21 protein-coding genes are annotated in these 20,224 nt (G+C 57.4%); all 21 read left to right on the forward strand.

What is annotated here, in order from left to right; translation table 11 throughout:
• Window positions 1-1,452, forward strand: a complete 1,452-nt coding sequence (locus AC13D2_RS12740) for a sigma-54 dependent transcriptional regulator (protein WP_292047583.1) — start codon at window positions 1-3, stop codon at window positions 1,450-1,452.
• A gap of 226 nt (window positions 1,453-1,678) precedes the next feature.
• Window positions 1,679-2,968 (forward strand): sensor histidine kinase, encoded by a 1,290-nt coding sequence (locus AC13D2_RS12745; protein ID WP_292047584.1) that lies wholly within the window; start codon window positions 1,679-1,681, stop codon window positions 2,966-2,968.
• A gap of 12 nt (window positions 2,969-2,980) precedes the next feature.
• The gene (locus AC13D2_RS12750) at window positions 2,981-4,447 is read left to right on the forward strand and encodes a sigma-54-dependent transcriptional regulator (RefSeq protein ID WP_292047585.1); all 1,467 of its coding nucleotides are present in this window, start codon (window positions 2,981-2,983) and stop codon (window positions 4,445-4,447) included.
• Window positions 4,448-4,664: 217 nt separating this feature from the next.
• Entirely contained in the window at window positions 4,665-5,033 is a 369-nt protein-coding gene (fliE, locus tag AC13D2_RS12755) for a flagellar hook-basal body complex protein FliE (protein WP_292047586.1), read from the forward strand.
• A gap of 15 nt (window positions 5,034-5,048) precedes the next feature.
• A complete protein-coding gene (fliF, locus tag AC13D2_RS12760) occupies window positions 5,049-6,749 on the forward strand; it encodes a flagellar basal-body MS-ring/collar protein FliF (protein ID WP_420389095.1) in 1,701 nt (566 codons plus the stop codon).
• Entirely contained in the window at window positions 6,742-7,782 is a 1,041-nt protein-coding gene (fliG, locus tag AC13D2_RS12765; protein WP_300495388.1) for a flagellar motor switch protein FliG, read from the forward strand. The genes fliF and fliG overlap by 8 nt, the downstream gene beginning before the upstream one ends.
• The gene (locus AC13D2_RS12770) at window positions 7,782-8,633 is read left to right on the forward strand and encodes a flagellar assembly protein FliH (protein ID WP_420389093.1); all 852 of its coding nucleotides are present in this window, start codon (window positions 7,782-7,784) and stop codon (window positions 8,631-8,633) included. The genes fliG and AC13D2_RS12770 overlap by 1 nt, the downstream gene beginning before the upstream one ends.
• The gene (fliI, locus tag AC13D2_RS12775; RefSeq protein ID WP_420389092.1) at window positions 8,605-9,996 is read left to right on the forward strand and encodes a flagellar protein export ATPase FliI; all 1,392 of its coding nucleotides are present in this window, start codon (window positions 8,605-8,607) and stop codon (window positions 9,994-9,996) included. The genes AC13D2_RS12770 and fliI overlap by 29 nt, the downstream gene beginning before the upstream one ends.
• Window positions 9,996-10,436, forward strand: a complete 441-nt coding sequence (gene fliJ, locus AC13D2_RS12780; protein WP_273066070.1) for a flagellar export protein FliJ — start codon at window positions 9,996-9,998, stop codon at window positions 10,434-10,436. The genes fliI and fliJ overlap by 1 nt, the downstream gene beginning before the upstream one ends.
• Window positions 10,437-10,560: 124 nt before the next feature.
• Entirely contained in the window at window positions 10,561-10,866 is a 306-nt protein-coding gene (locus AC13D2_RS12785; protein WP_273066068.1) for an STAS domain-containing protein, read from the forward strand.
• A 32-nt stretch (window positions 10,867-10,898) separates the two neighbouring features.
• Entirely contained in the window at window positions 10,899-12,665 is a 1,767-nt protein-coding gene (locus AC13D2_RS12790; protein WP_273066066.1) for a fused response regulator/phosphatase, read from the forward strand.
• Window positions 12,662-13,006 carry an Hpt domain-containing protein gene (locus tag AC13D2_RS12795; RefSeq protein ID WP_300495382.1) on the forward strand — a complete coding sequence of 115 codons (345 nt, stop codon included), beginning with the start codon at window positions 12,662-12,664 and terminating at the stop codon, window positions 13,004-13,006. Before AC13D2_RS12790 ends, AC13D2_RS12795 begins: the two co-directional genes overlap by 4 nt.
• 129 nt (window positions 13,007-13,135) lie before the next feature.
• Window positions 13,136-14,368 carry a flagellar hook-length control protein FliK gene (locus AC13D2_RS12800; protein ID WP_482938727.1) on the forward strand — a complete coding sequence of 411 codons (1,233 nt, stop codon included), beginning with the start codon at window positions 13,136-13,138 and terminating at the stop codon, window positions 14,366-14,368.
• Window positions 14,369-14,534: 166 nt separating this feature from the next.
• Window positions 14,535-15,044 carry a flagellar basal body-associated FliL family protein gene (locus AC13D2_RS12805; protein WP_482938728.1) on the forward strand — a complete coding sequence of 170 codons (510 nt, stop codon included), beginning with the start codon at window positions 14,535-14,537 and terminating at the stop codon, window positions 15,042-15,044.
• Window positions 15,045-15,137: 93 nt separating this feature from the next.
• Window positions 15,138-16,136 carry a flagellar motor switch protein FliM gene (fliM, locus tag AC13D2_RS12810; RefSeq protein ID WP_007155171.1) on the forward strand — a complete coding sequence of 333 codons (999 nt, stop codon included), beginning with the start codon at window positions 15,138-15,140 and terminating at the stop codon, window positions 16,134-16,136.
• Window positions 16,129-16,644 carry a flagellar motor switch protein FliN gene (fliN, locus tag AC13D2_RS12815; RefSeq protein ID WP_292047593.1) on the forward strand — a complete coding sequence of 172 codons (516 nt, stop codon included), beginning with the start codon at window positions 16,129-16,131 and terminating at the stop codon, window positions 16,642-16,644. The genes fliM and fliN overlap by 8 nt, the downstream gene beginning before the upstream one ends.
• A gap of 64 nt (window positions 16,645-16,708) precedes the next feature.
• Window positions 16,709-17,125 carry a flagellar biosynthetic protein FliO gene (fliO, locus tag AC13D2_RS12820; RefSeq protein ID WP_292047594.1) on the forward strand — a complete coding sequence of 139 codons (417 nt, stop codon included), beginning with the start codon at window positions 16,709-16,711 and terminating at the stop codon, window positions 17,123-17,125.
• A gap of 1 nt (window position 17,126) precedes the next feature.
• On the forward strand, window positions 17,127-17,891 hold the full coding sequence (gene fliP / locus AC13D2_RS12825; protein WP_292047595.1) for a flagellar type III secretion system pore protein FliP: 765 nt from the start codon (window positions 17,127-17,129) through the stop codon (window positions 17,889-17,891).
• A 13-nt stretch (window positions 17,892-17,904) separates the two neighbouring features.
• The gene (fliQ, locus tag AC13D2_RS12830) at window positions 17,905-18,174 is read left to right on the forward strand and encodes a flagellar biosynthesis protein FliQ (RefSeq protein ID WP_292047596.1); all 270 of its coding nucleotides are present in this window, start codon (window positions 17,905-17,907) and stop codon (window positions 18,172-18,174) included.
• A 6-nt stretch (window positions 18,175-18,180) separates the two neighbouring features.
• The gene (fliR, locus tag AC13D2_RS12835) at window positions 18,181-18,963 is read left to right on the forward strand and encodes a flagellar biosynthetic protein FliR (protein ID WP_292047597.1); all 783 of its coding nucleotides are present in this window, start codon (window positions 18,181-18,183) and stop codon (window positions 18,961-18,963) included.
• A gap of 15 nt (window positions 18,964-18,978) precedes the next feature.
• Complete coding sequence (gene flhB, locus AC13D2_RS12840; RefSeq protein ID WP_292047598.1) at window positions 18,979-20,115, forward strand: flagellar biosynthesis protein FlhB; 1,137 nt, start codon at window positions 18,979-18,981, stop codon at window positions 20,113-20,115.
• Window positions 20,116-20,224: the final 109 nt, after the last annotated feature.

Raw genomic sequence — 20,224 nt, forward strand, 5'->3', positions numbered from 1 at the left:
ATGTCGAAGAATAATAAGGTGCTGGTGCTCAGCGAGGACGATGCGAAACGGCGTGATATTTCCACCATCCTTGAGTTTATCGGCGAGGAGGGCATTGTGGTTGGGGCCGATGCTCATTCACTGCTGAGCGGCGGTGACGCCGACGATATGGAATCCATTTCCGTTGCCGTCGTCAACGGCGAGGATGACGGCGTGGCCACCGCTATTTCCAAGGTGTGTGCGGCTGCGAAGGGCGTGCCCCTGCTGTTGGTTGGTGACCCCGATCTGGCCGGCCTGTCCGACGACGAGATCAGCCGGGTGATCGCCCGCATGGAATGGCCGCTCAACTATACCAAATTTGTGGACTCTCTCTACCGTGCCCAGATCTACCGGGATCAGTTTGCACGTTCTCGTGAACGGGGCCAGCAACGTGGTCTTCAGCTTTTCCGCAGCCTTGTCGGCACGAGTCGAACGGTACAATCGGTGCGCCAACTGATGGAGCAGGTGGCCGACAAGGATGTAAGTGTACTGATTACGGGGGAGTCGGGGACCGGTAAAGAGGTGGTGGCGCGAAATCTCCATTATCATTCCCCCCGTCGCGGCAAGCCCTTCGTACCGGTCAACTGTGGTGCCATTCCGGCAGAACTGCTGGAGAGTGAATTGTTCGGGCACGAGAAGGGCGCGTTTACCGGTGCGATCACCTCACGGATCGGTCGGTTTGAAATGGCCGAGGGTGGCACCCTGTTTCTGGACGAGATCGGGGACATGCCGTTGAACATGCAAGTCAAGATTCTGCGTGTTCTGCAGGAACGAACCTATGAGCGTGTTGGCAGCAATCGAACTCAGTCAGCCAATGTCAGGGTCATTGCGGCAACCCATAAGCACCTCGAAGACATGATTGAAACGGGCGATTTCCGTGAAGATCTCTATTACCGTCTGAATGTTTTCCCCATCGAGATGCCTGCTTTACGTGATCGGGTGGAAGACATTCCGCTGCTGATCAACGAGTTGATTTCGCGCATGGAAAAGGAAAAGCGCGGCTCTGTCAGGCTGAACTCGGCGGCGATCATGAGCCTTTGCCGTCACAACTGGCCGGGGAACGTCCGCGAACTGGCGAATCTGGTGGAGCGGTTGGCGATTATGCACCCTTACGGTGTGATCGGGGTTCAGGAGTTGCCCAAGAAGTTTCGCTACGTGGACGATTACGATGAGAACCGGCCAGTGGAAGACTCCGGAATGCCATCCAGTATCCTTGGGCTAGTGGGGCTGGATGCGCCAGCTCTGCTGCCGGTAAACGGCATCGATTTGAAGGATTACCTGTCCAACCTCGAGAAGCAGTTGATTCAGCAAGCGCTGGATGAAGCCGGGGGCGTGGTGGCTCGGGCGGCTGAGAAGCTTCGGATTCGTCGGACGACACTGGTAGAGAAGGTTCGGAAGTATGGACTTCGGGATGAGGAGTCCGAGGAAAGCTGATCGACCCCTCCCAAAATTAGGTTTCTGATGGCGTCAAAGGTTTGTAACCTTCGGCGCCATCGTTGTTTCTGGGTGACGGAAACTCGTCATTTTCCATTTTCTGTTATATCTTTCTTGTTGAAAAATAAACAAAAATTAAAGTTGGCACGACGCTGGCTTAATTTCGTCCAAACGATCCATCCGATTGGTACGGGCCGGGTTCAAGGCCCGGTCAGAGGGCGAGTGTATGAGTCAGTTGCAATTTGTTGGTTTGTCGTCGGCAAAGGCATCCTCAACCAGTAAGGAGTCTTCGGCCAATGCGGCGGCCGATGTCAATGACAAGGTGACGGCGCTGTTTCCCGACCAGAATGATGAAGCCGTGGGTACGGCGCTCGAGCTCTTTAATCAGATGTCGCGGCAGATAACTGACTCCTACCGCACGCTCGAGTCCCGCGTGAACCAGCTGTCCGGTGAGTTGTCGGCGGAGTCGCAGCAGCGTCAGGCGGAGCTGGAGCAGAAAGAGGAGCTGGCGGACCGGCTGTCGACGTTGCTGCACGCGCTCCCGGCAGGGGTTGTGGTACTTGACAGCCAGGGTGTGGTGACGCAGACCAATCCGGCAGCGATCATGCTACTGGGGGAGCCCCTTGATGGAGAGCGGTGGGTGGATGTCATTCGTCGCTGTTTCGCGCCCCGACGTGATGATGGCCATGAAGTGTCGCTTAAGGATGGTCGTCGCGTCAGTATCGAAATTCGTACCATGGAAAACCAGCCTGGACAGTTGATTCTGCTGACGGACCTTACAGAAACCCGCCACCTACAAGCCCAGCTCGCCCATGCCCAGCGTCTTTCCGCCATGGGCAAGATGGTGGCCTCCCTGGCTCATCAAATTCGTACACCGCTCTCAGCTGCGATTCTCTATGGTGGACACCTCAGCCAGGAAGACCTCGACGAGGAAATGCGTCAGCGTTGTGCCTCCCGGTTGATGTCCCGTTTGACGCACCTGGAGCAACAGGTGCGTGACATGCTTATTTTCGCCCGAGGTGAGACGCGGTTAGCAGAGGAGTTGTCGGTCGACACCCTGGTCCAGGCGCTGGCTTCCGCGCTGGAAGGATTGAAACTTCCTGCCGGTGTGTCGGTGGAGTTGAGTAACCACGTGAGCAGCGCGGCGCTGATGTGCAATCGCGATGCTTTGGTTGGCGCCTGTACCAACCTTGTGAATAACAGTGTGGAGGCAGGGGCAACAGAGATTGAGGTTGCCGTTGTGTCCGTCGAAGACGAGCTTGTGGTGCGCGTGAGCGATAACGGCCCCGGGTTTACCAGGGAGGAGGCAGGTCAATTGCTGGAAGCATTCTATACCACCAAATCTCATGGCACCGGGTTGGGCCTTGCCGTGGTCCAGGCGGTGGTGAAAGCGCACCAGGGTCGGTTTGCGATTGATGCACCTGTCACCGGAGGCGCTGTCGCCATTATTTCCCTGCCATTGGTGCGTTCGTTGTCGACAGGTGACCGTCGGCAGCAGCCACCAAAAACTGACTGATCGGAGGCTACCATGGCCAAAGCCCAAATTCTGATTGTTGAGGATGACCAGGACCTTCGAGAAGCACTGGTTACCACCCTTGAGCTGGCAAAGTTTCGCGTGCGTGAAGCGGCTAATGCGGAGCAGGCCCTGGCACAACTTGCCGAGTCACCGGTGGATATGGTTGTCAGTGATGTGAACATGCCTGGAATGTCCGGCCATGATTTGCTGCATGAAGTGCAAAGACGGTATCCCGGCCTGCCAACTATGCTGATCACCGCCTATGGCCAGATCAGCCACGCCGTGTCCGCGATGCAGTCCGGTGCTATCGATTACCTGGTCAAGCCGTTCGAATCCTCTGTGCTTGTGGATGCGGTGACCAGAGTGGTCGGCGGCGGACGCCAGAAAAATGTCGATCAACCTGTTGCGGAAGATCCAATCAGCAAGCGGATGTTCCAACTGGCGGGTAAGGTGGCGGCTAGTGACTCAACGGTGATGATTTCCGGCGAAAGTGGAACCGGTAAAGAAGTGCTGGCGCGCTATATTCACCAGCAGTCTCCCAGGTCCGACCAGGCGTTCGTGGCGATCAACTGTGCGGCCATTCCCGAGAATATGCTGGAGGCCATCCTGTTCGGTCACGAGAAGGGCGCCTTTACCGGTGCAGTTGCATCCTCCCCGGGTAAGTTCGAGCAGGCCAACGGTGGCACCATCCTGCTGGATGAGATTTCGGAAATGGATCTCGGCCTGCAATCCAAGCTGTTGCGAGTGTTGCAGGAGCGTGAGGTTGAGCGGGTCGGTGGTCGCAAGACCATTGCCCTGGATGTGCGGGTTATCGCCACCACCAACCGAGACTTATCCGATTACGTGCGGGAAAGTAAATTCCGTGAAGATCTGTACTACCGGCTGACAGTCTTCCCCATGCACTGGCAGCCCCTGCGCGACCGCCCGTTGGATATCATGCCGCTGGCCAATACCCTGCTAAAAAACCATTGCCGCAAGATGAAGCTGACCGGCGTAACCTTCGGACCCGACGCCAGGGATGCGTTGATGGCCCATCGATGGCCGGGCAACGTTCGCGAGTTGGACAACGCGATACAGCGGGCTCTGGTGTTGCATCAGGCAAACGTCATCCATGCTGTTGACCTTTGCCTGGAACTCGGCATTACCGGGCGTATGGAAAGCGGCCCCGCCGGCACCATATCTCCGGCCTCGCCACACCCGGCCTTATCCGAATCCGCGGCTGAACCACCTGGTCGGGACGCTCAGGATGCCGATGCCGTGGAAAGCCTGTCAGGTCTCGGAGCGCTCTCTTCCACGTCATTGGGTGATGAAGTCCGACAGCGTGAATTCCGGATTATCATCCAAACGTTGAAAAAAGAGCGTGGTCGACGCAACCGGGCGGCGGAACAGTTGGGTATCAGCCCGCGCACGCTCAGATACAAACTGGCGCAGATGCGCGATGCCGGCATCGACCTGGATGCAGAACTGGCAGCCGCCTGACCACAGCCAACAGGCTCCTTCGTTCGGCACCCAAGGGTGCCGTTTTTTGTGCCCTCGTCAAAAGACCGTCACTGCCTTTCGCTTTTCTCTCCGTCTGTTCATTAACATTATGAAAATTAAGAAATAATATATATTGGCCTGTAGTTTGCTTTGACCCTTTCAGATATGTCCAGGTCAATGGCTTGCCCATTTATACGGCGGGCCGGGAGAGTGAATCATGGTTCAGCGTGCTGACATCAACAGTGTCCTTTCAGAAATCCGCAACATGCGCTCGCAGATGATGGAGAATCAGCGGGTTGAACAGGACAACAACATCCGCGGACGGATGGACGGACCTTCCAAGGTCCAGGAAACCTCGGACACTCCCAAATTCAGCGACATGCTCAGCCAGGCAGTGGGTTCGGTGAACGAACTCCAGCAGACGTCAGGTGCTATGAAGACCGCGTATGAAATGGGCGATCCCAATATGGATATCTCCCGCGTCATGATTGCGTCTGAAAAAGCATCCATCTCCTTCGAGGCATTGACCCAGGTTCGTAACCGGGTGGTGAAGGCCTATGAAGACATCATGAATATGCCGGTTTGATAGCGGAGCGGACCCATGGCCAGCGTACCTGCTGAAACCTCATCCTCGAACATGCCTACAGCGCGGGGCGACGATACTGGCGAGAGCCGTAGTGACCTGATTTTCGGCTTCAACCGGTTGAACATGCTGCGGCAGGTGGGCTTGATGGTGGGGCTTGCCGCCAGCGTTGCTCTTGGCGTTGCCGTGGTTTTATGGGCGCAGGAGCCCAATTACCAGCCAGTGGTGGGTAATATGTCCGGCTATAACCCGCAGGACGTCACGACCATTCTTGACGCCAACAGCATCGACTACCGTATGGACCCGCGCACGGGGGCATTGTTGGTGCCCTCCGAAGACGTTTACAACGCTCGCCTGAAACTGGCGGCGGAAGGCGTTACCGACGAACAGACCATGGGCTACGAACTGCTAGACCAGGACCGGGGCCTTGGAACCTCCCAATTTATGGAAACCATCAGTTTTCGTCGGGGCCTGGAAGGCGAGCTGGCACGAACGATTGGCAGCATGCGCACGGTTCGTGCCGCTCGGGTTCATCTGGCGATTCCGGAGCGCTCGGTGTTTGTCCGCGATGCACGCACGCCGACAGCGTCGGTGTTCCTAGAAGTGATTGCGGGCCGTCGGCTGGAGCAGGAGCAGATTGCCTCGATTGTTAACCTGGTTGCCGGCAGCATACCGGAAATGAGCAAGGACAATGTGACCGTGGTCGACCAGAGTGGAAACCTGCTCACCGGTCGTGAGGACGGCGGCGACAGCCAGCAGATTGAAGACCAGTACGACTACACCTCCCGCGTTGAGGATCGCCTGGCCCGCCGGGTTGCCTCGATGGTCAGGCCGGTGGTGGGCGATGGTCGTTTCCGCGCGGAGGTAACGGCGGATCTCGATTTCTCCTCGGTGGAGCAGGCTGAAGAGCTGTTCAATCCTGAACAGCAGGCCGTGCGCAGCGAGCGCCAGATGTCCGAGCGGCGGGCCGGTGGCGGCGCCAGCGGTATTCCCGGCGCCCTGTCCAACCAGCCACCAGCTCAGGCGACTGTTCCTGAGCAGGCGACGGCCGACGACGAGGGTAACGTCCAGGCACCGCCAGTGAATGTGCGTGAAGAGTCGACCCGAAACTATGAAATGGACCGGACTGTCAGCTATATCCGTCAGGAGCTTGGCCGCATAAAACGTCTGTCGGTGGCCCTGGCGGTTGATGACATGAAAGTGGTGGATCCCCAGACCGGCGAAGTCAGCTATGAACCCTGGCCCGAACAGGAATTGCAACGCCTGACCATGCTGGTGCGTGATGCCGTGGGGTATTCGGCTGCCCGGGGTGACAGTGTTACGGTTATGAATACCGCGTTTGCCGCCGAAGAGCAGATTGAATTTGAAGCACCGGCATTCTGGGAGCAGCCGTGGTTCTGGGATCTGATGAAGCAGGTGCTTGCAGGCCTGGTCATTCTGGTTCTGGTTCTGGGTCTGTTGCGACCGACCCTGAAAAGCCTGTCTGGCGGCGGCCGCAGCGAACGCAGGGGTGAGTCCGGTAATGACGGCTATGACGGGCTTGATGGAATTGAGGGCGGAGACGCCCTGCGGGAGGCCATGCATTCACAGGACGATCTGCTTTTGCCAGGCGCGACAGACAGCTATGATAGGCAATTGAATGCACTGAAAGGCCTGATTGCGGAAGACCCCGCGCGGGTCTCCCAGGTGATGCGCCAGTGGGTGAATGTCGATGACTGATGAGAACAACCGCCAGCCTGAGTCGCCGCAGAAGCCCCAGCGCAAGATTCCGCGGGTGGAGCAGGCTGCGATCCTGTTGATGTCACTGGGCGAAAACGACGCCGCCGAGGTGCTCAAGCATATGGGGCCGAAAGAGGTCCAGCGGGTTGGCGTGGCCATGGCCCAGATGAAAGATGTCAGCAAGGACGACGTTACCTATGTCCTGAACCAGTTTGTCGAGGCCGTTGGCGGTCAGACCGGTCTGGGGGTTGGCAACGATGATTACATTCGTACCATGCTCACCCAGGCTCTGGGGGACGACAAGGCCTCCAGCCTGATCGACCGTATCCTTATTGGTGGCAACACCACCGGCCTGGATACCCTGAAGTGGATGGAGCCCCGTGCGGTGGGCGATATTATCCGCTACGAGCATCCCCAGATTCAGGCCATCGTTATTTCCTACCTTGATCCGGATCAGGCCGCGGAGATCCTCGGCACGCTGGACGACAAGGTGCGCCTGGATGTAATGATGCGGGTGGCTTCGCTGGAAAGTATTCAGCCGCAGGCACTCCAGGAACTCAACGATATCCTCGAGAAGCAGTTCTCCGGCGGCTCAGCGGCCCAGACCAGCCGCATCGGCGGGGTCAAGCGGGCTGCTGACATCATGAACTTCATGGACCGCAGCGTTGAAGGCGGCCTGATGGATTCCATCAAGGACATGGACCCGGACCTGGCCTCGACAATCGAGGATTTGATGTTTGTCTTCGATAACCTCAAGGACATTGACGACCGCGGTATCCAGGCGTTGCTGCGGGAAGTGTCATCCGAGGTATTGGTTGTTGCGCTGAAGGGCGCCGATGACGCCGTTCAGGAGAAGATCTTCAAGAACATGTCCAAGCGGGCCGCAGAACTTCTGCAAGATGACCTGGAGGCCAAGGGGCCGGTGCGGGTCAGTGAGGTGGAGTCCGCCCAGAAGGACATCATTACCATTGCCCGCCGTATGGCTGAAGCCGGCGAGATCACCCTTGGCGGTGCTGGCGAAGAAATGATGTGATGAAAGATCCCCGTCGCAACCTCGATCGCATTCCCAAGGAAAACCTGACGGCCTACGAACGTTGGGAGCTTCCGTTATTGGATGCGCGTGGCAATGAAGTGGCGCAGGTGGAAGACCGCGAGGTCAAGCCGCTGACCGCCGCTGATATAGAGGAAATCCGCCAGGCGGCCCGTGAAGACGGTCATGCAGAAGGCCGTGACGCAGGGTATCAGGCGGGGCTGCGTGAAGGTCGTGAGCAGGGGCACCGGGAAGGTTTGGAAGCAGGGCTTGCGGAGGGCCGCGAGCAGGGTGCCGAGAAAGGCCTGATGGACACCCGCAAGGAGGTGGATGCCAAACTGGACCGGCTGGAGCATTTGCTTGGCGAATTACTGGAACCTGTCAAGCGTCATGAAGACGAGGTGGAAACCGCGTTGGTCAACTTGACCACGGTTCTGGCGCGCTCAGTGGTATTCAGGGAGCTGTCACTGAACTCTTCCCACATTACCGATGTGGTCCGGAAGGCGATGGCTGCGCTGCCATCCACGACGGAAAACGTGCGCCTACATATTCACCCGGATGACTATCAATGGGTCAGCGAGGTTGCCGACAGGTTCGAGGCGGCGACATCCATTGTTGAGGATGCCTCTGTTCTCAGGGGAGGCTGCAAGCTGGAAACCCGCCACAGCCTGGTCGACTTCACAGTGGAAAAACGCTTCCAGAAGGCCGTTCAGGGCATGCTGGACCGACAGCTGGATACCGAAGTCGCCGGCGAAGGAGAAGAACTGGGCGCCATGATGGGCGACCTTACCGACTTCCGGCACGATGTGCTTGACTCCGACGAGGATGAAGGCGATGACGGCACACCTGGCTGAACGCCTGGCACGACTGCAGGATTATTTTACCGAAGACCCCCAGCCGGAACTGTCTGGGCGGCTGACCCGCATGGTAGGCCTGACCCTGGAGTGTGTAGGCTGTCCCATGGTGGTCGGTGATCGCTGCGTTATTACCGGGCAGGGCGCAGGCACTGTGGAAGCGGAAGTGGTGGGCTTCGAAGATGACCGTGTCTATCTTATGCCGCTCACAGCCATAGAGGGGCTGCGTCCTGGCGCCAGGGTGGTGCCGTTGTCGGCGGCCAGCCGGGTGCCTGTTGGGCCGGAACTGCTGGGGCGGGTGGTGAACGGCAACGGTGAGCCGCTGGATGGCAAGGGGCCGCTGCAGGCGGAAGCCCGGGTGTCTCTCAGTGGCGATATCATCAACCCGCTGGACCGTGCGCCGGTGCGCCAGTCCATGGATGTGGGTATCCGGGCCATCAATTCACTGATGACCGTTGGTCAGGGCCAGCGTCTGGGATTGTTTGCCGGCAGCGGCGTCGGCAAAAGTGTGTTGCTGGGCATGATGACCCGCTTCACCAACGCGGATATCACGGTGGTTGGCTTGATCGGCGAGCGGGGCCGTGAGGTGAAGGAGTTCATTGAGGATATCCTCGGCGACGAGGGGCTCGCCCGTTCTGTCGTCGTTGCATCTCCCGCAGATGATTCACCGCTGATGCGCCTGCGCGCTGCCATGCTGACCACCCGTATAGCAGAGTATTTCCGTGACCAGGGCAAACGGGTATTGTTGTTGATGGATTCCCTCACCCGTTACGCCCAGGCTCAGAGGGAAATTGCCCTGGCCGTGGGTGAACCACCGGCCACCAAAGGCTACCCGCCCTCGGTCTTTGCCAAATTGCCGCAACTGGTGGAGCGTACCGGCAATGGCAGGCCCGGTGGTGGCTCCATTACTGCGTTCTATACCGTATTAACGGAGGGCGATGACCAGCAGGATCCTATTGCGGATGCTGCGCGGGCGATTCTGGATGGCCATATTGTGCTGTCACGACGATTAGCCGAAGAAGGACACTACCCCGCCATTGACGTTGAGGCATCCATCAGCCGAGTGATGCCGCAGGTGACCGAGTCTGATCATTTTTCCCGTGCCCAGCGCTTCAAGCAGGTTTACTCCCGTTATCAACAGGCCAGAGACCTGATCAGTGTCGGGGCCTACGTAAAGGGCTCGGACCCGGAGACTGATTTTGCGATCACCCATATCGGTAACATGGGTCAGTTCCTGCAACAGGGTTTGAGTGAAAGCGCTCCTCTGGCGGACAGCATCCAGCAGTTGTTGGCGGTGGTGCCAGAAAGACGCTCGCCTGATCGCTCCAAGATCCCGCCTGTGGCCGACGGAGGTGGTAGGTGATGTTGCGGTCACAACGCCTTGCGGTTGTGCTTTCACTTGAGGAACGGAAAGAAAAGGCCGCGCTGGAAAAAATGGCGGAGGCCCAGCAGCATCATGAAGCCCAGCGCCAGCAGATCGAAAACCTTGAGCAGTATCAGCAGGAATACCGGGAACAGATCCGCCGCAGCCAGCACGGTGTGGTCTCCGTTGCCCGGCTTCAGGGTTGGCAGGCGTTTATCGCCCAACTGGATCAGGTTATCGTACAGCAACAGAAACTGCTGACGCAGGCGGAGGAACGGCTTCAGGTGTGCCGGGAAGAATGGCAGAATGCCTGGGAGCGGCGCCGGGGCATGGAGAAGTACATAGAAACCTGCCGCCGGCACGAACAGCGTGAGCAGGACCTCAGTGAGCAGAAACAGATGGACGAAGCCGCCGGGCGGATACTGGCGAGGCGGCGTTGAGAATGTCATGGGAAAGCAAACCGCGGGTGCAAATTCGGTGTCGTGAGCTATCCTTTACTTCAGGGTGTCTTGGGCACGCCTGTCATTTCCCGTTATACGGCACGCATACCATGGAGGTTCCGGAATGCCGATTCATACGCATCGCAGTGACGATGGCCAGACCCTGACTATAAAAATTGAAGGGCGTTTCGATTTCAGCACCCATCAGGCGTTTCGCGATGCGTACGAGCACGGCGACGAAAACGTGGACAGCTTTATCGTCGATCTCTCGGACACCACCTACCTCGACAGTTCCGCCCTTGGCATGCTGCTGTTGCTGCGTGACTACGCGGGGGGGGATCGTGCACGGATACGCATCGATAACTGCAACAGCGATGTGCGTCGTATTTTGTCAATTTCCAATTTTGAACAATTGTTCGCGATTCGCTGAATCACCTGAGGAAGACGTCACGGAGGCCCGATGTGGACGATCCACTCCCAGAAAACCGGCCACTCCGGATTCTCATTGCCGATGACAGCGACAGTGATCGCCTGATTCTCAAAACCCTGTTACGTCGCCTTGGCCACAAGGTTGAAGACGCCGAAAACGGACTGGAAGCGGTCAATATTTTCCGCAAGTCTGCGCCAGACATCGTTCTGCTGGATGCACTGATGCCGGTCATGGACGGGATGGAGGCCGCCCGCCAGATCAAGGTGCTGGCGGGAGAGCAGTTGGTCCCCCTGATTTTCCTCACATCACTGTCGGACGCCGGCGCGTTGGCTCGTTGTCTGGAGGCTGGCGGTGACGATTTTCTGACCAAACCCTACAATCGCATCATCATTGAAGCCAAGATCAACGCTTTCAATCGCATGCGGCTGATGCACCGTACCCTCAGCCATCACCGGGATCTGATCCGGGAACGCAATAGCAAGCTACTGGAAGAGCAGGAGATTGCCAAGCGAGTGTTTGACAACGTTGCCCATACCGGCTGCCTGGATGCGCCCAATATCCGCTTCCACGCGTCGCCGATGTCAATTTTCAACGGCGACGTGCTGTTTGCCTGTCCGCGCCCGGCTGGCGGCATGCAAATACTGATTGGGGATTTCACCGGTCATGGTCTGCCTGCCGCCATCGGGGCCATGCCTGTGGCGGAAATATTCTATGGCATGACCAGCAAGGGGTTTAGTGGTAGCGATGTACTCAGGGAGATCAACCAGAAGCTGGGTCGGATACTACCCACCGGCATGTTCTGTTGTGCGGCCATGATCCAGGCGGATTTCCACCTGAACCAGTTGCAGATCTGGAATGGAGGGCTCCCTGACGGAGTGCTACTGAGAAAGGACGGCATGCGTGAAACCGTTGTTTCGCGGCACCTGCCCTTGGGCGTACTCGGTAATGCACGTTTTGACGCGGGGATGGAAGTGTTCCATACCGAACCGGGTGATACCTTGCTGATGATGACAGACGGCGTGATGGAGGCTGAGAACCGGCAGGGTGAGATGTATGGAGAACAACGCCTTATCCGCTCGCTCGATGAGATGAGCCGGCAGGGCTCACCCTTTGAAACCATTATGGCCGGTGTTCGTACCTTCACGGGAAATCAGCCCGAACAGGACGACCTGACGTTGATCACCCTGCGAATGGCGGAAGACGCAGAGCTGGCCGGTATCTCCGATCGACTGCCTCAGTCGGCGCTGGAGGGGCCGGCGGAGTGGCGCTGTGTCTACGAGGTTCAGGATCGAACCCTGGGCCAGTTCAGCCCCCTGCCTTTGCTGCTGCACATCTGCATGGAGGTGCCGGGGTTACGCCGGAAGAGTGGTGAGATATATACGCTCTTGGCTGAGCTGTACAGCAACGCACTGGAGCACGGTGTACTTGGCCTGTGCTCCGACTGGAAGGCGACACCCGATGGATTCGGACAATACTACGCCGAACGTGAGCGAAGGCTGGCTGATGTGGCGGGTCACTTTATACGCTTTACGTTGACCCATACCATGACAGGTAAGGGCGGGCGGTTGGCCATTGTCTGCGAAGACAGCGGCAGTGGCTTTGATTTCAGCAGGGCACCTCCGGAGGCCGGCGATGAACGCCGTTATTCAGGCCGAGGGTTGCTGTTGATACAGAAGATTGGGCGTTCCCTGAACTATCGGGAACATGGCACCAAGGCTGAAATTGTATATGATTGGTATTTTTCTGAGGTTGCTGGCCGTGAGGGCAGTACCACCCAACAACCAGGGGGTTGGTCATGACGGACAAACCACACCTTGATGAAGAAGCGTTGGCCGAGCTGCAGGAAGTTATGGAGAATGAGTTCGACATTCTGATCAACACCTACCTCCATGATTCCACTGACCGTATTGCACATTTGCGGGCGGCACTCGAAAAATCGGACGCCGACGCGTTCGCAAAATCCGCTCACAGCTTTAAAGGCAGTTGCATCAATATTGGAGCTCCCCGACTGGGCGAACTTTGTTTCGAGGCGGAAAAGGCGGGCCGTGACAACCAATTGTCACAGGCCGGAGCAATGCTCGACGATATCGAGAATGAATTCCGACAGGTTGAGGGCACGCTAAGACGTTTTATTGCGTGACGCGAATGAATGGCATCGCTTTTGCTTTGACATCGTACAGGTACGTTGAAAAGCAGAATAAGCGTACTGAAAAGGGGTCTGCAGTGTTCAGATACCACCGTCATTCAGTAAAAGCGGCAAGAGGTTGCCATGTCTCAAATGGTTCTTCCCCAGGCTTCTTCACAGGGCCCACAGGCCGATAGCGGTTCGAAAAGCGTCTCAGGCAGCCGGGAGAAAAACGGCGAGAGTCCGTTTGACTCGGTCTCCCGGGCGGAGCAGCAGCGGATCGACCGGAAACAGGCTGAAAAGCGTGACCAGGCGCGCGTCGAAGACGATGCCCGCAGCGAAAAAGCCGGTCTGAATAACCCTGAAAGCGCGGGTTCTGGTGACCTTGAGGAATCGTCAGCCGATACACAGGCTCGCAACGTGGATGCCCAAGGTAACGTGGATCCCCAGGATAAAGGTGCGCCATCGAACCCATCCGCCGACGGAGAGGAATCTGGTCAGGCCCCGGAAGCGCTCTCTCCACTGTTAACGGTTCAGGAGCTTCCGGAGGAGGTCGTTCCCCTGACGTTCTCCGATTTGCAGGCCCTGCTGATGCCGGCAGGAGGCAATACGACGTCCGCGGCAATCGCTAACCCAGGCACGGGCAACGGCGCGATGCCGGGAGTGCAGGCCTTTGCCGGAATGATTGCCGGTTTGCCCGGGAATACCGCAGGCAAACACAGCTTGTCGACGGGTCAGGGAGCGGGAGCAAGTGCCTCTCAGGGGCTGGCATTGACTGAGGCTTTGCTGTCGGGCGTGGGGGGCGAGGGATCCCGTCCACAGGAAACACCGTCGCTGCAAGGGGCTATACGCTTCCAGTCTGCAGTGGAGCTGGCTAATCAGCAGATGGCCAACCCCAACACCGCAAAGCTGCCCGCCGAGGCCACTGCCTTACGGGGATACGCCACCTCTATTGATGTGCCGGTCAATCATGCGGAATGGGGCGACAAGCTCGTTGGCAAACTGACCTGGCTGACGGCGAGGAATATGTCGGTCGCTGAAATACATCTCACTCCGCCTGATATGGGGCCTATGGAAGTCAGGGTTCAGGTTCAGCAGGAACAGGCACACATTACCGTCCATTCCGCCAACCCGGCCGTGCGAGACCAGCTTGAACAGCATAGCCACCGCCTCAGGGACATGCTGAGTGAGCAGGGGCTCTCACTGGACCAGTTTGACGTCAGTGATTCATCGCAACAGCAAGCCGGTGAGGATGATGCCAGGGAGGGCAACAGGGGTGACGGACCGGCACTCGCCGATGTCGGTTTGGACGATCAGGATCTGCCGCCTGAATCCCTTGATCTGACCTGGAAAGGCGAAGTTGATATCTTTGCCTGACCTTGGTGGCCGGTCACCTGATGATTGCCATGACTCTCCCTTTGCCCATCCTCCCCAGCAACGCTAAACTGCTGTTCCGATAGGGAGGATTGGGCTATCTGGCCCGTCCTTTGCTTAAACCTCTTTATAACCGTTCCGGTTGACGGATTTCTGGCAGATCTACGTTATGGCTGAAAACAATGCGCCCCCTGAGGCGCCGGCAAAAAAAGGTAAGCTCAAGCTGATTCTGATGCTGATCGTGGTGCTTGTTCTGGCGGTCGGATTGTCGGTATTAGGTACGATGTGGTTCTTGGGCGGCGGCATCCCAGGCATGGGCGATGCAGAACAGGAAGACAGCGCGGAGCAGGATGAAGTGTTTGTGCCCAGCACCTACACGGTGCTGGAAAAGGCCCTGGTCACGACAGTACAGGCCGAAGGGCGGCAGCGCTACGCTCAGGTGTACCTCGCTTTCGAGGCTCAGGACCCGGCAGCACTGGCTGCAGCCAACCAGCACATGCCGCTGCTTCGCAGCCAACTGATTGGCGTACTCGGTGGCCGGGACTTTAATGCGTTACAGACGCCGGAAGGCCGGAAGTCGCTGGCCAATGATATGCTGACAACCGTCAACAGTGCGCTTGAGCAGGAAGGGGAGCCGCCCTTGCTGGCCGTGCTGTTCAGGAACTTTGTCGTGCAGTAGAGAATGCGTTAGAAATGCATTAGAGATGTATAGAGACTTAATAGAGAGTGCAACAGTGCCCGGCTAGGGCGGACATCACAGGCAGAGAAACGTATGCAGGATTTACTGTCACAGGACGAAATTGACGCGCTCCTCCATGGTGTGGACGACGGCGACATTGATACCTATGATGAAACCGACGAAGCCGGTATCAAGTCCTACGACCTTGCCAGCCAGGACCGCATTGTCCGTGGCCGGATGCCCACACTCGAAATGATCAACGAGCGTTTCGCCCGCTACACCCGGATCAGCCTGTTCAATCTTTTGCGCCGCAACGCTGATGTGTCCACCGGTGGTGTTCAGATCATGAAGTTCGGCGAGTACATCCATACCCTTTACGTGCCCACCAGCCTCAACCTCTGCAAGGTCCGCCCGCTTCGGGGTACCTCGCTGTTTGTTTTGGACGCCAAGCTGGTCTTTAAGTTGGTGGACAACTTCTTCGGTGGGGAAGGCCGACACGCCAAAATCGAGGGCCGCGAATTTACCCCGACGGAAACCCGTATCGTACAGATGGTGCTTGACCAGGTGTTTCATGACATGCGGGAAGCCTGGCATGCGGTGTTAAAGGTGGATTTCGAGTACCTCAGTTCCGAAGTCAACCCGGCCATGGCCAACATCGTCAGCCCCAGTGAGGTGGTGGTTGTGAGCACCTTCCACATTGAGCTTGATGGCGGTGGTGGCGAGCTGCATATGGCGCTGCCGTACTCCATGATTGAACCCATAAGGGATGTACTGGACGCCGGCGTCCAGAGCGACATTGACGACGTGGATGAACGCTGGGTCAGTGCGCTTCAGGAAGACATCAAGGACGTGAATGTTCCCATTAATACCACGGTTTGCCGCCGGCGCATTTCTCTTCGCGACATTGCCAAACTGAAGGAAGGCGACATCATCCCCGTGGAAATCCCCGAGTTACTGACCCTGACTGCCAATGGTATTCCGGTCTACAAAGCCACGATGGGAACCCGTGATGGCAAGCTGGCGCTAAGGATTCATGACCGGGCGACGGTGCCCAAAGTGAAAAAACAACTGAAGGTGGGACGCAATGGCTGACGACGATAAGAAAGACGAGCAGGAACTCAGCGAAGACGAGAAGCTCGCCGCGGAGTGGGAATCCGCCATGGAAGAGTCGGGGGATGCCGACGAAGATGGCCGCGAGGACGAGTGGGCTGCGGCCATGGCAGAGGCTGGAGAAACCGACGACGATGACGGCAGCGATGACGTCAAAGATAATGTCCGTGCGGCACCCATGGAAGAGTTTCCGGAGGGATCGAACTTCAGCCAGGGCACTGGCCCCGCACCGGATCTGGATGTCATCCTCGATATTCCCGTGACCATTTCCATGGAAGTGGGTAACACCCAGATTCCGATTCGCAACCTGTTGCAGCTGAATCAGGGCTCGGTCATCGAACTGGACCGGTTGGCGGGTGAACCGCTGGACGTGCTGGTCAATGGCACCCTGATTGCCCACGGTGAAGTGGTCATGGTGAACGAAAAGTTCGGTATCCGCCTGACGGATGTCATCAGCCCCGGCGAACGCATCAAGCGGTTGCAGAAATAGTATGGCGCGGATGCATCGGTCAGCTGTCCACTATGGCCTTGCCGGCGTTTTATTGACGCCGGTTATGCCCGTCCTGACGTTCGCCCAGGAACAGGAAGGGCCGTCTCGGGAAGCCGCCACCGCACCGGATACTCTGGTCACCATGCTGACGCTGGGAGTAGGCCTGCTGGCGGTGATCGCCATTATCTTTGGTTGCGCCTGGATTGTAAGGCGCATGAGCGGCATGACGGGCGGCAATACCCGGGCCATCAAGGTGGTCTCGGTGATGCCCATGGGAACGCGTGAGCGGATTTCCCTGATTGAGGTCGGCGGCAAACAGATTCTGATTGGTGTTACGCCATCGGCCATTCGAACGTTGCATGTGTTTGATGAACCGGTAGTCAGTGCCGGTGAGCCTGTGCCCAGTGATTTCGCCCGTAAACTCCAGGGAATGATCGGAAAATCCTGGGGTTCCGGTTCTTCATCGAAGGAAGGTTCCTGACATGGGAGTGCATGTGTCCGGGCGCATTCTGGCTTTGCTGACCCTTTTTACGCTTACGGCCTGGGCTCCCGCTGCACTGGCGGATATCCCCGGTATTCCGGCCTTCACCGTAACCCCGGGCGAGGAAGAGGGCGTTCAGGAATACTCCGTTTCCCTGCAGATCCTGGCGCTGATGACGGCGCTGACCTTCCTGCCTGCCATGTTGATGATGATGACATCGTTCACCCGCATCATCGTGGTGTTTGCGATTCTGCGTCAGGCTCTTGGTTTGCAGTCCACGCCTTCCAACCAGATTCTTCTTGGTCTGACCCTGTTCCTGACCATCTTCATCATGAAGCCGGTACTGGAAGAGGTGAACGAAGTGGCGCTTCAGCCCTATATGCAGGAAGAGCTCAGCTCTTTGGAGGCGGTGGAGCAGGCCAGTCAGCCGTTCCGGAATTTTATGCTGGCGCAGACACGGGAGAGTGACCTGGGATTGTTTATGCGCATCGCGGACGAACAATACGAGACTGCTGAGGATGTCTCCTTCTGGGTACTCTTACCGGCGTTTGTGACCAGTGAGCTCAAAACCGCGTTCCAGATCGGTTTCATCCTGTTTATTCCGTTTCTCATCATCGACATGGTGGTTGCCAGCGTTCTCATGGCCATGGGTATGATGATGCTGTCGCCAATCATTATTTCGCTACCGTTTAAAATCATGCTCTTTGTGCTGGTGGACGGCTGGGCCCTGATCATGGGTACCCTGGCTGCAAGTTACGGGATATAGGGAAAGCAACGCCATGACACCCGAAACCGTTATCGATATTCTGCGTGAAGCTCTGTGGATGATCGTACTGTTAGCGAGTCTGATTATTGGGCCCGGCCTGGTGATCGGTCTTGTGGTCAGTACTTTCCAGGCGGCCACGCAAATCAACGAACAGACTTTGAGTTTTCTGCCTCGCTTGCTGGTCACCCTGATCACCATCATCGTAGCTGGCCCGTGGATGTTGACCCAGCTTCTTGATCATGCGAACCGACTGATCACCAATATTCCTTATTTGATCGGCTGACCGCGCATGCCCACGGAAATATCTGCCGACCTGATCAACCAGTGGGTAGGTCAGCACCTGTGGCCGCTGTTCCGGCTGGCCAGTTTCATGATGGTCATTCCCTTTATCGGCACCCAGCTTGTCCCGGCACGGGTTCGCCTGGGGCTCGCTCTTATTATCACCATCCTGGTAGTACCCATGATCCCGCCGGTGCCTCAGGTGGACGCATTCAGTGCTGACGGGGTTGTGATCACCTTGCAGCAGATCCTCATTGGTGTAGGGATGGGATTTGCCCTGACGGCCCTGTTCCAGCTGTTTGTGGTTGCCGGCCAGATGATCGCCATGCAAATGGGCCTTGGTTTTGCCTCCATGGTCGATCCGGCCAACGGCGTGAGTGTGCCGGTATTGGCGCAGATCTACACCATCACCATTACTTTGCTGTATCTGGCCATGAACGGGCACTTGGTGGCGTTCGAAGTGTTTATTGAGAGCTTCCGTACTATGCCCATTGGCCTGGAAGGTCTGGGACAGGCTGGTGTGTGGCAGCTCGCCCATCGCATAAGCTGGATATTTGTGTCCGCTGTCTTGCTGGCCCTACCTGCTGTCACCGCCGTGTTTATCGTGAATATTTCCTTCGGTGTCATGACTCGCGCTGCTCCCCAGATGAACATTTTTGCCCTGGGCTTTCCGATTGGCCTGATTTTTGGATTGTTTGCCATATGGGTACTGCACGCCAATTTTCTGCCACATTTCGAGCAGTACACCCGGGAGACGTTTGAGTTCATGCGGAACCTGCAAGGGCAGCCTTAGTAACGACGGGAAACCATGGCCGAAGAAAACGACAACAGCCAGGAAAAAACCGAAGAGGCCACCCCCCGAAGGCTTGAGAAAGCCAGGGAGGACGGCCAGACTGCGCGTTCCAAGGAGCTGGCGACCATGGCTGTTCTGTTGGCTGGTGCTGGCGGCCTGCTGATGTTTGGCGCGTCGATGGGTGCCTCCCTGGAAAGTATCATGCGGGACAGCTTTGTGTTGGAGCGTTCCGCCATCTTCGACACCCGGCATATGAGCGTTCAGTTGATGGCCTCCGCCAAAGAGGCTGCCCTGTCTCTGGCGCCCTTGATGATTCTCTTGCTCGTCGCTGCAGTCGCAGGCTCAATCGGGATTGGTGGCCTGCTGGTCAGCGGCAAAGCCATCGCTCCCAAGCTCAATCGGATGGACCCCCTCAAAGGTCTCAAGCGCATGTTCTCCATGCGTTCGCTGATTGAACTGGTCAAAGCCATCCTGAAAGTAGGCCTGGTAATGGCCGTAGCAATCCTGATATTGAACCTCCGAACTGATGATCTGCTTAGCATCGCAGAAGAGCCTGCGAGATCGGCCATGGAGCATGTTGTGTGGACCATGGCCTGGAGCTTTTTCATCCTTGCCTGCGCCACCATTGTCATTGCCGCGATCGACGTGCCGTTCCAGATCTTTGATCACCAGAAAAAACTGCGCATGACCAAGCAGGAGGTGAAAGACGAATACAAGGACTCGGAAGGCAAGCCGGAAGTGAAGGGCAAGATCCGTCAGTTGCAGCGTGAGATGGCTCAGCGTCGGATGATGCAAGATGTACCGGGCGCGGATGTGGTGATCACTAACCCGACGCATTATGCGGTGGCGTTGAAGTACGATCAAAAGAAGATGGCGGCGCCGATTGTGGTGGCGAAGGGGTCGGACGAAACGGCCTTCAAGATTATGGAAATTGCCCGCGAGAACAAGGTGGAGATTCTCCGCACGCCACCTTTGGCGCGGGCGGTTTACCACAACACTGACATCGGTGGTGAAATCCCGGATGGCCTGTACATGGCGATCGCTCAGGTGCTTGCCTATGTGTTCCAGCTCCGCCAGTTCCGCAAGGGACGGGGCGAGAAGCCTCAGATGCCGAAGTTTCCGATTCCTTCGGATTTGCGGCGCGACGTTTGAGTTGGGTGCTGGCCTGTTGGTACCTAGCCTGTTGGTTTGGGGGAGGTGGTTCTGCGGGCGGGCTGCCCAAAACACGCTCCTTCGGCACATCCATGTGACGCTTGGACTC

It is taken from the genome of Marinobacter sp. B-12, from assembly GCF_056857915.1.